The sequence below is a fragment of the Bacillus sp. GS3m_15504 genome, from assembly GCF_055825275.1.
Window position 1 is genome coordinate 1,243,702 of record NZ_JBVVNL010000001.1, and the last position, 14,251, is coordinate 1,257,952.

General features: G+C 36.9%; 15 protein-coding genes. 12 read left to right on the plus strand and 3 right to left on the minus strand.

From position 1 onward, the window contains the following. Window positions 1–14 precede the first annotated feature (14 nt). Entirely contained in the window at window positions 15–149 is a 135-nt protein-coding gene (locus tag AC0L0O_RS06645) for a hypothetical protein (protein ID WP_001116181.1), read from the plus strand. Between the two features lie 79 nt (window positions 150–228). On the opposite strand, the gene gerSC is transcribed toward AC0L0O_RS06645, so the two are convergent. The 3 genes from gerSC to gerSA are packed head-to-tail and all read right to left on the minus strand — an operon-like array spanning window position 229 to window position 3,998. After that, window positions 229–1,365 (minus strand): spore germination protein GerSC, encoded by a 1,137-nt coding sequence (gerSC, locus tag AC0L0O_RS06650; RefSeq protein WP_473785675.1) that lies wholly within the window; start codon window positions 1,363–1,365, stop codon window positions 229–231. After that, window positions 1,366–2,463, minus strand: a complete 1,098-nt coding sequence (locus AC0L0O_RS06655) for an endospore germination permease (RefSeq protein ID WP_000166508.1) — start codon at window positions 2,461–2,463, stop codon at window positions 1,366–1,368. Then, window positions 2,460–3,998 carry a spore germination protein GerSA gene (gerSA, locus tag AC0L0O_RS06660; RefSeq protein ID WP_000528992.1) on the minus strand — a complete coding sequence of 513 codons (1,539 nt, stop codon included), beginning with the start codon at window positions 3,996–3,998 and terminating at the stop codon, window positions 2,460–2,462. The genes AC0L0O_RS06655 and gerSA overlap by 4 nt, the downstream gene beginning before the upstream one ends. Before the next feature lie 287 nt (window positions 3,999–4,285). On the opposite strand from gerSA, the gene AC0L0O_RS06665 reads away from it, so the two are divergent. The 11 genes from AC0L0O_RS06665 to moaD all read left to right on the plus strand — a co-directional run bounded on the left by AC0L0O_RS06665 (window position 4,286) and on the right by moaD (window position 14,213). Next, window positions 4,286–4,453 (plus strand): hypothetical protein, encoded by a 168-nt coding sequence (locus AC0L0O_RS06665; protein ID WP_001983542.1) that lies wholly within the window; start codon window positions 4,286–4,288, stop codon window positions 4,451–4,453. Beyond that, the gene (gene fdhF / locus AC0L0O_RS06670) at window positions 4,446–7,385 is read left to right on the plus strand and encodes a formate dehydrogenase subunit alpha (protein WP_473785676.1); all 2,940 of its coding nucleotides are present in this window, start codon (window positions 4,446–4,448) and stop codon (window positions 7,383–7,385) included. The genes AC0L0O_RS06665 and fdhF overlap by 8 nt, the downstream gene beginning before the upstream one ends. Window positions 7,386–7,397: 12 nt before the next feature. Further along, window positions 7,398–7,880, plus strand: coding sequence for a helical membrane plugin domain-containing protein (locus AC0L0O_RS06675; protein WP_000729904.1), 483 nt, complete (start codon window positions 7,398–7,400; stop codon window positions 7,878–7,880). Between the two features lie 115 nt (window positions 7,881–7,995). Continuing rightward, entirely contained in the window at window positions 7,996–8,340 is a 345-nt protein-coding gene (locus AC0L0O_RS06680; protein ID WP_000039582.1) for a Na-translocating system protein MpsC family protein, read from the plus strand. A gap of 16 nt (window positions 8,341–8,356) precedes the next feature. After that, on the plus strand, window positions 8,357–9,154 hold the full coding sequence (gene fdhD / locus AC0L0O_RS06685) for a formate dehydrogenase accessory sulfurtransferase FdhD (protein ID WP_000802670.1): 798 nt from the start codon (window positions 8,357–8,359) through the stop codon (window positions 9,152–9,154). Window positions 9,155–9,174: 20 nt separating this feature from the next. After that, window positions 9,175–10,191 carry a GTP 3',8-cyclase MoaA gene (gene moaA, locus AC0L0O_RS06690; RefSeq protein ID WP_000844139.1) on the plus strand — a complete coding sequence of 339 codons (1,017 nt, stop codon included), beginning with the start codon at window positions 9,175–9,177 and terminating at the stop codon, window positions 10,189–10,191. A gap of 189 nt (window positions 10,192–10,380) precedes the next feature. Then, entirely contained in the window at window positions 10,381–11,160 is a 780-nt protein-coding gene (locus tag AC0L0O_RS06695) for a formate channel (protein WP_000007901.1), read from the plus strand. Window positions 11,161–11,184: 24 nt separating this feature from the next. Beyond that, window positions 11,185–12,201 carry a molybdopterin-synthase adenylyltransferase MoeB gene (locus tag AC0L0O_RS06700; protein WP_000840954.1) on the plus strand — a complete coding sequence of 339 codons (1,017 nt, stop codon included), beginning with the start codon at window positions 11,185–11,187 and terminating at the stop codon, window positions 12,199–12,201. 18 nt (window positions 12,202–12,219) lie between these two features. Beyond that, complete coding sequence (gene moeA, locus AC0L0O_RS06705) at window positions 12,220–13,527, plus strand: molybdopterin molybdotransferase MoeA (protein WP_473785677.1); 1,308 nt, start codon at window positions 12,220–12,222, stop codon at window positions 13,525–13,527. Further along, window positions 13,508–13,972: a molybdopterin synthase catalytic subunit MoaE gene (moaE, locus tag AC0L0O_RS06710; protein WP_000531877.1), complete on the plus strand. Its 465-nt coding sequence runs from the start codon at window positions 13,508–13,510 to the stop codon at window positions 13,970–13,972. The genes moeA and moaE overlap by 20 nt, the downstream gene beginning before the upstream one ends. A gap of 4 nt (window positions 13,973–13,976) precedes the next feature. After that, on the plus strand, window positions 13,977–14,213 hold the full coding sequence (gene moaD, locus AC0L0O_RS06715; protein ID WP_000628488.1) for a molybdopterin converting factor subunit 1: 237 nt from the start codon (window positions 13,977–13,979) through the stop codon (window positions 14,211–14,213). Window positions 14,214–14,251 lie beyond the last annotated feature (38 nt).

The window sequence follows — 14,251 nt, forward strand, 5'->3', positions numbered from 1 at the left end:
AAAGAGGGATTCCGATGCCGTTTTTAGGAAGTGTATATCAAATATTTGGATTGTATCCAGAAATTTATTATGGGATGATTTCAGCTGAACTTGCAGAGCAGCAAAGATTGGAACAAGCGGAAAACGAAGAATCAGAAACAGAAGCGTAACTATATAGGGAGTTTCAAAATAAAATGATAACACGCTACTTATTCTTTAAACGTATAAGAACAAGTAGCGTGTTTTTTGCTATTTAATAATCCCGTTTTCTAAAATTTTAATAGTAGGTGCTACTTTCACGTTAGCTTTTGAAAAAGCACTCGGCCAATCGTCTTCAACTTTTTTCCATTCTTCATATTGAAACGCTCTCGCATAATCACCAAATCCGAATGGATCGAGTTGTTGTTTTTGAATTTTATGGATTAAATTGTTCAAATCTTTGTTTAGTTGTTTTGTAATAAGAGAAGTTAATTTCTTCCTATCTTTATCTATATCCATATTGAATGTAAGTTCAGATACGGCAATTTTAAAATCCATTTTAACATTAAATTTGAAATGGTTATCGCTATAGTCTGTACGGATATCACGATTCATGCTAAGAACGTTTATTGATACAAAATCTTCACCTTCTGTATCTTTTAGATGACTATTAGTTTCAACTGAAGGAGAAGGGATTTTCATTGTAAGTGAGACAGGTATATTAGCTTTTTTTTGCAACATGAGCAGAAGGGCACTTTCATAGCGATTTAAAGACATCTTATAAATTCCGCGAGAAGTTAATAGTGCAGAGCCTGTAACGATAACATCTTTTTTTCCTTTTTTTATTTCTGAAATAGCAGGTGTTATACCTTTATTAAACGTTTGCCTATGAAATTCATGAAATGGTGTGAAAACTGTCCGATTGTATAATTTATTTGTATTAATTAAATCTGTTAAATACTCAGGAAGAGCAGGTTTATCTTTAAAGTTATTATATATAACAGAAGAAATTGGCCCGTCTACTGCAACCATGCGCATGTTTCCAGTATTTTTAGGATCGCGATACCAAACATCAAGGTAGGGCATAGCCCCTTCTTGTTTTAAAAATTTTGTGCTAAATAAAATGAGCTGTAACTTTTCTGTAGATACTAAACCGCCACTTGAACTATTAAACGTTGCTTTGGCTTCTCGAGGTGTACGTACTTTCGCTTCATGTGTTTCGTACTTCTTTTCTACATCTTCATTAAAAATAGGATTTACGTGGTACACAATTAATTTTCCTTTTGCTTTTGCGTCAAAACCGTAAATTAATGAAATGGATTGTTTTTCTAAGTCTAGCCGATCTCCACAGCCTGTTAATAAGGTTATGAGAAAGCAAAGTATAGTGAAATGAATAAAGCGCCTCATTTAAATTTTTCTCCTTTTCCAATGCTGATAAAGTGTCATGTATAAGAGAAATACGACTGGGAATAGAAAAACGATAAAATAACTGGCAGTTCCCCAAAATTCTCGCAACGCACTTATTTGGTAAGAGGAAGGGATATAAAAGAATAGAACGAAAATGCATCCGAATAATAAAATCCAAACAGGTAATGGACTCCCTTTTTTGTTAAGTAATTGATTGATTCCATCTGAAGCAGTGAAAATATAAGGAATACAAGAATCGAAAATAATGAAGAGATAAAATGATAAAAAGATAATTTCAAATCGTTCTAGAAATGAAAAGTGAAATGGTGTAACAAGAGAAAGAGTCGGCCATAAAAACTTAGTTATACCATCTGGGCTAAAATAAACGAAAGAAACGAATGTAACTTGTAGGTAAACGCATAGCGTAATCATATTTGCAATAATGATTCCTTTTTTTGCAGCTGATTTGTTAGTTAGATAGGGATAAAGGACGAATGCAAACTCGAATCCGAGAAACGCAATGATAGTTGATTTCACTGTAGTTACAACTGGTATCCACCCTTCCTTTAGAAAGGGAAGAAGATATATCCAATGACCATCTTTAAGAGGAATAAATAATAGTAATGGCATCCAAAGGGTAAAAATCACAGTGAAAACGGCAAAGCGGCTAATAATAAGTACACCTTTACATGCAAGCATAAGCATTGGAATAGAAAGCAAAATCATAATTAAAAACATAGGAGATCTAGGTAAAATCCAAATGTGAATAACATACAGGAGGGAAAAAACTAAGGAAACGGCTGCAAGTACAGCATATAGAATCCAAAAAATCATTCCTATTCTTCCTAGCCACTTTCCAAGATAACGAGTCAGCACATCGAGTAAAGTATATCCAGGATGCTTTTCCATAATTTTTACAATACATAAACTGACTAAAGTAGTGATAGCGCATCCGATAATGATAGACATCCAGCCATCTGTATTCGCTCCTTGTGCAACTTCACGCGGAAGTGTAAGGACACCGAATCCTACTTGAACACCACTAATCGTTAAAATGTATTGAAATAAACTAATCTCCCTCTTTGCACGCTTTGTCACTTATCTTCCTCCATTTCTTCTATATCACTTTGTCGATTTTCTTGTTTTAAGTTAAGAGATAGTGGGCGTTTCTTCATTATTTTCCATGGTAAACGTACAAGAATATCTTTTAAATCCGAAGCAAATAACGGAGAAAAAGGACTACCATAAGGAACACCAAGAGATTCCATAGAAAGTATATGAATAATAATGATTGCCATCCCAACCATAATTCCTATGACACCAAATAAAGAGGCAATTATCATCATCGGAAAGCGAAGAAGTCGAATTCCTGCTGACATTTCCATGTTAGGGATGATAAAAGAAGCGACTGCGGTAATAGATACGACGATAACCATAACGTTACTTACTATTCCAGCTTGAACTGCAGCTTGTCCAATGACAATCCCTCCTACGACGCCAATTGTTTGTCCAACAGGTCCAGGAAGCCGAACTGCAGCTTCGCGGAGCATTTCAAGTACTAATTCCATTAAAAGTGCTTCTAATATAGGGGGGAAAGGAATTTTAGCTCGCGATTCTCCAATTGTTAAAAGTAATTTAAGTGGAATCACTTCATAATGGAAGGAAATCATAGCGATATAAAGAGCAGGAGCAAATATTGCAATAAATAATCCGGTGAAACGAAGTAATCGTATGAAAGATGGGATTATTGGTCTGAAGCTGTAATCATCTATCGTCTGAAAAAAAGACGAAAAGGTCATAGGTCCAATTAATACGCCTGGTGAACGATCTACAACAACAGCAATACGCCCGTTTAGAATGTGATGTGCTGTCGTATCAGGACGTTCAGTTATTGATAATTGCGGAAAAAGAGTATAAGAATTATCTTCAACAAACCCTTCTAATTCACCGGTAGTAAGAATGGCATCCACTTTAATGGATTCGATGCGGCATGACATTTCTTGTATGACATCTTCGTTTGCAACATCTGCTAAATAAAGCATAAAAACTTTAGAAGCGGCCCGCTCACCAACAGTGAACGCTTTCACTTTTAATTCGCGATTTGGAATATATCGGCGAATAAGAGCGATACTGTCGCTCGCGACTTCATTAAATCCTTCGTGTGAGCTTTTTAGTGAGCTTTCGGTTGTAGGTTCTTCAATACTCCTTTTTGGTGCCGCTTGTGTATCTAGTTCCAAAGCAGATAGTTGCCCGTTTATAAATAAAATACTTTTGCCGTGTAAAAGAGATTGTTCAATGTCTGTCCACTGTTGAATTTTTTTAATATTTCCGATAGAAATAGAAGATTCCCAAAAATCGTCCTCATTCCATTCTTTAAATAAGAGGGGACGAAGAATATCTACATTAATAACAGTTTTATCTACAAGTCCTTCCATATATATAAGAGCAGCTTCTTTTCCGTTTTTTAACGGAAAAGTGCGTGTAATTAATTCTGGAATACCACTAAACAATTTGGACAAGTGCTTTAAATTAAGGGAAAGGGAAGAAGAGATAGATTTATTTAATATGTGATCAGCTTGCTCTTGTCCAGAAAAAGATTTTTCACCACGTATCCATTTATTAAAAGGCCCCATTTATTCGCTTACTCCTTGTTATGTTTTATCCCGCTTGAATGGGCAGTAAGCCCCCCTCAAAATTCAGCGGAAGCAAAGAAGTTAGGTAGGGGTCGGGCTGCCCATAAAAGCCCGATTGGTTCAACTAATAATCAGTGGGGGATGAAGAAAACCCCACACTGATTAAAGTTTCACTTTATATGGGTTATTATGGATAGTTACATACGGACATATGCGTAGTTTAAATTTTATATTGTATATTTTTAACTTTAACGCTATAATTATAGTGTTAAAGATGGAATCGTGATATGACCTGTTATGAATCTATCGTTTTATTTATGAATAAATGGATTGGTATTTTAGCAAGATGTGCTAATAAACTACTCCACCATGATGATAACGTGCCGAAATGTGGTGCGTATATTTTCGTGGTGGAGTTTTTTTTATTCTCAAAAAGGGGGAAAGACCATGAATAACAACATGGTTCATATTACAATTGACGGAAAAAAGTATACAGCGGAGCCCAGTTCAACGATATTGGGTGTGATAAATGAGAACGGGATTGAACATCCGCAAATTTGTTACGTGCCAGAAGTAGATCCTATTCAAACATGTGACACTTGTATTGTAGAAGTTGACGGGAAGTTAATGCGCTCTTGTTCGACAGTAGTGACAGAAGGTATGAACATTGAACGTAATTCTACTCGTGCGAAAGAAGCACAAACAGAGGCGATGGATCGGTTACTAGAAAATCATTTATTATACTGTACAGTATGTGACAACAACAATGGGAACTGTAAACTGCATAATACAGCAGAATTAATGGAAATCGAACATCAAAAATATCCATATGAACCGAAAGTGGATGCAAGTGAAGTGGATATGACGCATCCGTTTTATCGTTATGACCCGAATCAATGTATTGCATGCGGTCAATGTGTTGAGGTATGTCAAAACTTACAAGTAAATGAAACGTTATCAATAGACTGGGAAGCAGAACGCCCGCGAGTGATTTGGGATGAAGGAGTAAATATTAATGATTCTTCATGCGTGAGCTGTGGTCAATGTGTAACGATTTGTCCTTGTAACGCTTTAATGGAGAAAACGATGCTCGGTGAAGCTGGATTTATGACGGGATTAAAACCAGATATTCTTGAACCGATGGTAGACTTAATTAAAGAAGTTGAGCCTGGATATAGCGGTATTTTTGCGGTATCAGAAGTGGAAGCGGCCATGCGTGATACTCGTACGAAGAAAACGAAAACAGTATGTACATTTTGTGGTGTAGGGTGTTCATTTGAAGTGTGGACGAAAGGGCGTAAAATCCTTAAAGTACAGCCCTCTTCTGATGCGCCAGTTAACGCAATTTCTACTTGTGTAAAAGGAAAATTTGGCTGGGATTTCGTAAATTCTAAAGAACGAATTACGAAACCTTTAATTCGTAAAAATGGAACGTTTGTTGAATCTACATGGGAAGAAGCGTTGAATGTAGTTGCAAATAAATTAGGATCGATTAAAGAAGAGTACGGTAAAGATGCTATCGGTTTTATTTCTTCTTCTAAAATTACGAATGAAGACAATTATGTAATTCAAAAATTAGCTCGACAAGTATTTGAAACGAATAATATTGATAACTGCTCACGTTATTGTCAATCGCCAGCAACAGACGGATTATTCCGTACGATTGGTATGGGCGGAGATGCTGGGACGATTAAAGATATCGCGCAATCTGGTCTAGTTATTATTGTAGGTTGTAATCCAACAGAAGGTCATCCTGTTTTAGCTACACGTATTAAACGTGCACATAAATTACACGGACAAAAATTAATTGTAGCTGATCTTCGTAAAACAGAAATGGCAGAGCGTTCAGACGTCTTTATTAGTCCGAAACAAGGAACGGATCAAGTCTGGTTAATGGCAGTTACGAAATATATGATTGATCAAGGCTGGCACGATCAACAATTTATTGATGAGAATGTAAACTTCTTTGAAGATTTCAAAGAGAGTCTTACGGAATATACACTTGAATATGCTGAAGAAGTGACTGGTATTTCAAAAGAAACGCTTATTCAAATGGCTGAAATGATTCGTGATGCAGATGGTACATGTATCCTTTGGGGCATGGGTGTAACGCAAAATACAGGTGGATCTGATACTTCTGCTGCGATTTCAAACTTACTTCTTGCTACAGGTAATTATCGTCGTCCAGGTGCTGGTGCATATCCGCTTCGAGGTCATAATAACGTACAAGGTGCTTGTGATATGGGTACTTTACCAGGATGGCTCCCAGGATATCAGCACGTTACGAATGATATGGAACGTGCGAAATTTGAAATGGCTTATGGAGTGAAAATTAATAGTGAACCAGGTCTTAATAATATTGAAATGCTGCACGCAATTGACGAAGGGAAAATGAAAGCTATGTATCTTGTCGGAGAGGATATGGCTCTTGTAGACTCGAATGCGAACCATGTACATGAGGTGTTATCGAGCCTTGATTTCTTCGTTGTGCAAGATGTTTTCTTATCTAAAACGGCTCAATATGCAGATGTTGTATTACCAGCAGCGCCGTCTCTTGAGAAAGAAGGTACGTTCACAAATACAGAGCGTCGTGTTCAAAGACTATATCAAGTGCTTCCTACGCTTGGAGATGCGAAACCAGACTGGTGGATTGTGCAGGCGATTGCGAATAAATTAGGTGCAAACTGGAATTATAGTCATCCAAGTGAAATTTTTGCTGAAATGGCAAGTTTATCACCACTATTCTCACAAGCAAACTATGAAGTGCTTGAAGGATGGAATAGTTTCCATTGGGGAAGTTTTGATGGAACGAATACACCGCTCCTTTTCCAAGATGGATTTAACTTCCCAGATAAAAAAGCTCGTTTTGCGATTGCTGCCTGGGTACGCCCAGCTGAATTCCCAGCGGAGTTTGATCTTCACATTAATAACGGTCGTATGCTTGAGCATTTCCATGAAGGGAATATGACAAATAAATCAACAGGTATTCAAACGAAAGTGCCTGGCGTTTTCGTTGAAGTTTCTCCAGCACTTGCAAAAGAACGTGGAGTGAAAACTGGTTCATTAGTCCGTCTTGTTTCTCCGTTTGGAGCGTTAAAATTACGTTTACTTGTAACAGACCGTGTAAAAGCAAATGAGTTATATTTACCGATGAATTCTACAGATAATGAAACAGCGATTAATTTCTTAACAGGTCCTGCGGTTGATACGCGTACGAACACACCTGCTTATAAACAGACGAAAGTACGTATGGAAGTACTAGAAGTTGATGGCGAAAATCCGATGCCAAAAGCGAACCCGCGTAATAAAAAACGTCATCCTCAATCCGGTATTGAGGTACATCGTAAGTGGGCACGTCCAGGGTATGTGCATTTAACGGATAAGTAGGAGGAGAAAAATATGGCTGCACCTATAAAAATGATTCAAAAACAAGAATTAACTGAGGAAGAAGTAAAACAGCAAAAATTAGACGATTTAAAAGAGCTTCTAGCTAATAATGAAGACGCTCTAAATCAAATGTTTAATATAGTAGGGGAATTGAATGATATTGGCATGCTAGAAGCAGCAAATTCTATGCTAAAGGCGAAAGAACCAATCGCAAAGATTGTTCTTGGCCAAGTGACTCGTGAGCCTGTTACAAATTTAATTAATAATATGATGGGGGCTGCGGGTGCTTTAACAGAACTTGATCCGGAGCTTACGAAAAAGCTTATAGGTAGCTTATTAGTAGGGCTAGAAAAAGGTAATGAACATTTAGAGAGTAATAAAAAAGTAGGGGTATTCGATCTTATGAAAGTATTGAAAGACCCAGATATTAACCGTGCTATCGGGTTTGGGCTTCATTTCTTAAAAGGTATGGGAAAAGGATTAAAAGAAGAATAAACTTCATGAAGTGAACCTTTTCGCCCAAATGTTTGTACGAAATAGTTTGGGCGGAAGGCTCATTTTGGTAAAATATATAATAAAGTAAAATGAGGTTTGTGGGAGGTATAATGGTATGTCAAAAAAAGTACATGAATTTAATGATATGATACGAAAACTTCGAAAGGAACTTTTCGGAAAAGGACCAGAACGAATTCATACTGTTTTTGCTGAAAATATGGCGATTGCGACCCTTTATGGAAACTTAACACCTACTGAAAAATTCATTTCAAGTACGATGGATGGTGCTGAAATGGTCCATATGGCTAGAACGAAAATGATTCAAGAAGTGTATGCTGCAAATTCCCGTGAACATTTGGAAGAACTTGTTGGAGCGAAATTAGTGAATTTGTTTTCAGATATGAAAGTAGAAGAAGATATTGCAGTTTCGGTATTTGTTTTTGATAAAAATATAACGTGAGAGAAGGATACTGATCGTGAAACCGATACAGGTAGAAAGAGAAATCTTTCGTTATGAACAAGGGGCGTTTAAACATATAGAGGACAGCATTGTAACAGAGTTTCCAGTCACGATTAAAATGAACGGACAGGAGTTTGTTACAATGGTTAGTACTCCAGAATATATAGAAGATATGGTAATAGGCTTCTTAGCATCTGAAGGAATCATTCGGAAGTATGAAGATATTGATGACATATGGGTACAAGAGAAAGAAGGATTTGTACATGTCACGACGGCAAAAGTAAATCCGTATTACGAACAAATGCAAAATAAACGTTACATTACTTCATGCTGTGGTATGAGTAGACAAGGATTTGTCTTTGCAAATGATGCACTAAGCGCAAAGAAAATGAATGACGTGCATGTACAAGTTACTGCAGAAGACTGTTTTCGATTAATGAAAGAAATGCAGCAATCTGCGGAGACATTTCGTCATACAGGGGGCGTTCATAATGCGTCTTTATGTGATGTAGATGGTATTATTTTAAGTCGAATGGATATCGGAAGGCATAATGCGTTAGATAAAATTTATGGTTATTGCTTAAAAAATAATATTTCTATAGAAGATAAAATCATTGTTTTTAGCGGTCGTATTTCTTCGGAAATATTATTGAAAGTTGCAAAAATTGGTTGTGAAATTATATTGTCAAAATCAGCTCCAACTGAGTTAGCTTTGCAGCTAGCAGAAGAATTAGGTATTACTACGATAGGGTTTATTCGGAATCAATCCTTAAATGTATATACGCACCCAGAGCGTGTTTTAAATATAAAATAAGTAAAAGCGAGGCAATAAATATGAAATCTGTCACATTAGACAAACTACAACGTCCGTTAAAGGATTTACGTATTTCAGTTACTGATCGCTGTAATTTTCGCTGTCGATATTGTATGCCAGAAGAAATATTTGGTCCGGATTACTCGTTTTTGTCTAATGATAAAATTTTATCTTTTGATGAAATTGAAAGGATAACGCGTATTTTCGTTTCTTTAGGTGTTAGAAAATTACGGATTACAGGCGGAGAACCGTTACTTCGAAGAGGTCTTCCGCAGCTTATTGAGCGTCTTAATAAAATAGATGGTGTAGAGGATATCGGCTTAACAACCAATGGATCGTTACTTAAAAAGTTTGCTCCTGATTTATATAAGGCGGGTTTATCACGTGTGACAGTTAGTTTAGATTCCTTAGAAGAAGAGCGGTTTTTCTATTTAAATGGTAATAGAAGCAAAGTACAAAGGGTTCTGGAAGGCATACAAGCTGCAGCTGAAGTTGGAATGAAAATTAAAATAAACATGGTCGTTCAAAAGGGGAAAAACGAACAGGACATCTTGCAGATGGCACAATACTTTAAGGAAAACAAACATATTCTTCGTTTTATTGAGTATATGGACGTTGGAAATTATAATGGTTGGGAGTTAAAAGAGGTCGTATCTAAACAAGAAATAGTAGATATGATTCATCAAGTTATGCCATTAGAACGGATAGAAGCGAATTATGCAGGTGAGGTTGCGACTCGCTATCGTTATATTGGAAGTGATGAAGAAATAGGTATTATTTCATCAGTAACAGACTCCTTCTGCTCCTCATGTACGAGAGCTCGTATTTCTGCAGAAGGAAAATTATATACTTGTTTGTTCGCTTCTAAAGGAAATGATTTGAGAGAACTGCTTCGATCAGACTACACTGACGAGGAAATAACAGATGTCGTACGCGATATATGGAACAACCGAGAAGATCGTTATTCAGATGAACGGTTAAGTAATAGTAATAAAAAAGCTATGCCTAAAATTGAAATGTCACATATCGGTGGTTAATATAAAGTTGACATAAAAGTGAAAAATGGAAGGTGTACAAGAATTGTAGATTTTCTATTTTATAGTAAAAGTGATGATTGATCTCTCTGTAAAAGATGTGCAGAGAAATTAAGCAGCATTCAAAAACCTTTATTTTGAAGAGGTTTTTTGAAGCTGCTTTTTTATTTGGAGAAAATGGAGGAATTGGTAATGTCATTTCATAAACCGGAACAAATTGCTGAGCTTGTTATTGAGGCCGGTGTTCAAAAAGTAAGTCAGACCTTGCCAGCAATGCTTATTCTCGGTTTTTTAGGAGGAGCATTTATTTCGCTCGGTTTTTTACTTAACATTCGCGTTTTAGGTAATTTACCTGAGCGCTGGGGGAGTTTAGTAAATGTTTTAGGAGGCGCGGTTTTTCCTGTTGGACTCATGCTCGTCGTATTAGCAGGAGGAGAATTAATTACCGGAAATATGATGTCAATGTCTATGGCGCTTTATGCAAAGAAAATTACATTCGTAAGTGTGCTGAATAACTGGATTTGGATTACTTTCATGAATTTTGTAGGAGCTATTTTCGTAGCGTATTGTTTCGGGCATCTTGGCGGATTAACAGAAGGGGATTATTTAAATAAAACAGTAGCGATAGCGGAAGGCAAGTTACACGAATCATTTGGGAGAACTTTAATTTTAGCAATTGGGTGTAATTGGCTCGTTTGTTTGGCGCTTTGGCTCGCTTATGGGACGAGTGATTTTGTCGGAAAAATAATCGGAATTTGGATTCCAATAATGGCATTTGTAGTGATTGGATTTCAGCAAGTAGTAGCGAATATGTTTGTCATCTCAGCAGTTATTTTTGCAGGGCATCTGACGTGGATGGATCTTGCTAGAAATTTTGTTCCTGTTTTTATTGGAAATGTAATTGGAGGAGCTGGATTTGTTGGGTTTGCTTACTATGCTTGTTATCAAAAACAGCATTCTAATATGAAATAGAGTTCGTGAGAGGAAGGGTATGTAATGGCTGAGCGGTATTCACGACAACAGTTGTTCAAACCGATTGGGGATAGAGGACAAGAAAAGATTCGAAATAAACATGTGTTAATTGTAGGGGCAGGCGCATTAGGAAGTGCAAGTGCTGAAAGTTTCGTACGTGCAGGCGTTGGGAAGTTGACGATTATTGATCGTGATTATGTTGAATGGAGTAATTTACAAAGACAACAACTGTACTCTGAGGAAGATGCGAGAGAGAAATTGCCAAAAGCAATCGCTGCTAAAAATCGGCTAGAAAAACTTAATTCGGAAGTACAAATAGATGCTTTCGTAATGGATGCATGTGCAGAAAACTTGGAAGGGCTATTAGAAAATGTTGATGTAATAATTGATGCAACAGATAATTTCGATATCCGATTTATAATAAATGATTTATCACAAAAATATAATATCCCGTGGGTATATGGTTCTTGCGTTGGCTCGTACGGTATGAGTTGTACAATTATTCCGCAAGAGACACCGTGTTTACATTGTGTGCTGAAGAACGTTCCAGTTACAGGTGTGACGTGTGATACAGCTGGAATTATTAGTCCGACTGTACAAATCGTTGCAGCATATCAAGTGGCGGAAGCACTCAAAATTTTAGTAGAAGATTTTTCAGCTATTAGAAAAACATTTTTCATGTTTGATATATGGAGTAATCAAAACCATTTTATAAAACTAGGGAAAATAAAAACAGACGCTTGTCTCTCATGTGGTTTGAATCGAACTTATCCTTATTTATCATACGAAAACCAAACGAAGGTAGCTGTTTTGTGCGGAAGAAATACAGTTCAAATTAGACCGGTAGAAAATAGACAGTACAATTTTGATGATATAGAAAAAGTATTAAATAAACTGGGGAAAGTAGATCGGAATCCGTATTTACTATCTTGCCAACTAGATGAGTACCGCGTCGTTATTTTTCGAGATGGTCGTGTTTTCATTCATGGTACAAATGATATTTTAAAAGCAAAACAGTTATATTATCGCGTATTCGGTTAATAGAAAGGGTTGTCAATAATGGAAAGAAGAGTGCCAATTACGGTTGAAGAAGCTGTTCGTAAAGTAATGGAATTTGCTAATGAGGGTTTAAAGGAGCTACTACCTATTGAATTAGCTTACGGACGTGTATTAGCGGAGAATTTAGTAGCTGACCATGACGTACCTTCATTCAATCGTTCACCGTATGACGGATTTGCTATTAGAGCAGAAGATACGAATTTAGCAAGTTATGAAACGCCAATTGTATTTGAAGTAGTGGGTGAAATTGGTGCAGGATCGCTATTCGATGAGAAAGTAGGTCCGTTTCAAGCAGTTCGAATTATGACGGGAGCGCAAATGCCGAATGGATGTGATGCAGTTGTTATGCTAGAGCTGACTCGTCAATATGAGGAGGCTGGCAGTAAGTATATGGAATTGAAGCGGTCATTCAAAGCGGGCGATAATATTTCTTTTCAAGGTGAAGATGCTCGTAAAGGAACGGTTCTTGCAAAGAAAGGAACATACATTAATCCAGGTATTTCAGCTCTTCTTGCTACATTCGGGTATAGCGAGGTGCCAGTTGCGAGAAAGCCTGTAGTTGGACTATTAGCGACTGGCAGTGAATTACTGGATGTAAACGATTCATTACAGCCAGGGAAAATCCGAAATAGTAATACGTATATGATATTGTCTCAAATCCGAAGAGCAGGCGGAAGAGTAAAATATTTTGGGAAGTTTAGCGATGATTTTCATACGTGTTTTACGGCTGTAAAAGAAGCATTAAGCCAAGTAGATATGCTCATTACAACAGGTGGTGTATCAGTAGGGGATTACGATTATTTGCCAGCTATATATGAAAAATTAGGTGCATCAGTTCTTTTCAATAAAGTTGCAATGCGGCCAGGAAGTGTAACGACTGTAGCGCAATTAAATGGAAAGTTATTATTTGGTTTATCAGGAAATCCATCTGCTTGTTACGTAGGGTTTGAATTGTTTGTAAGACCTTGTATTCGGACGTATATGTTTAGTGAAAAAGCACATGTAAAAAGAGAAAAAGCGTTATTAGGAGAAGACTTTTTAAAGCCAAATCCATTTACAAGGTTTGTACGAGGAAAACTAACATATAACGAAGGGCAGTTAATCGCTTATCCGTCAGGGTTTGATAAATCTAGCTCAGTTTCCTCTCTAGCGGAGACAAATATATTTATTGTACTTCCAGGTGGTACGAGAGGTTATAAAAAAGATATGTTCGTAGATGTGCTCTTGTTGGAAGATAACGAAGGTAGTGAATGGCCTTGGACATTTTATAAAGTGAGAGGTGATTCTAATGGGACAAGTGCTATTTGAAATTGTAGATATACCGATTGTAGTTGAAGAAGTAACGAATAAGGTTGCAAGAAGAGAAGCAGGTGCGATTACAACTTTTATTGGTACAGTGAGAGAATTAACAAAAGGAAAACGAACGCTGCATTTAGAGTATGAAGCATATAAACCGATGGCAGTAAAACAACTTACGAGAATTGGGGAAGAAATAAATGAAAAGTGGCCAGATGCGAAAGTAGCAATTACGCACCGAGTAGGACGGCTAGAAATAATGGATATTGCGGTAGTCATTGCAGTTTCATCACCGCATCGCAAAGTAGCTTATGAAGCGAATGAATACGCGATTGAACGTATAAAACGAATCGTCCCAATTTGGAAAAAAGAATTTTGGGACGATGGAACGATGTGGATTGGAGATCAACTTGAAAATACACCTTATCCAGAAGGAAAACCGAAGAAGGAAGAATGAGAAAATGATTACAATTTTACTGTTCGCAAATTTGCGTGAGGAAGTCGGATTAGACCGATTAGTAATTTCCGAAAAACAAGAAATGACTGTGCAGCAATTAAAAGGATGGCTCAAAACAAACTATTGTTTACAATCTCTTGATAGAGTGATGGTGGCTGTTAATGAAGAGTTTGTAACGAATGAAGAGATGATACAAGCTGGAGATATCGTCGCATTCATCCCGCCTGTTAGTGGGGGATAATAAGCGTTTCTTGAAACGATAAGAAGATGCTATATATA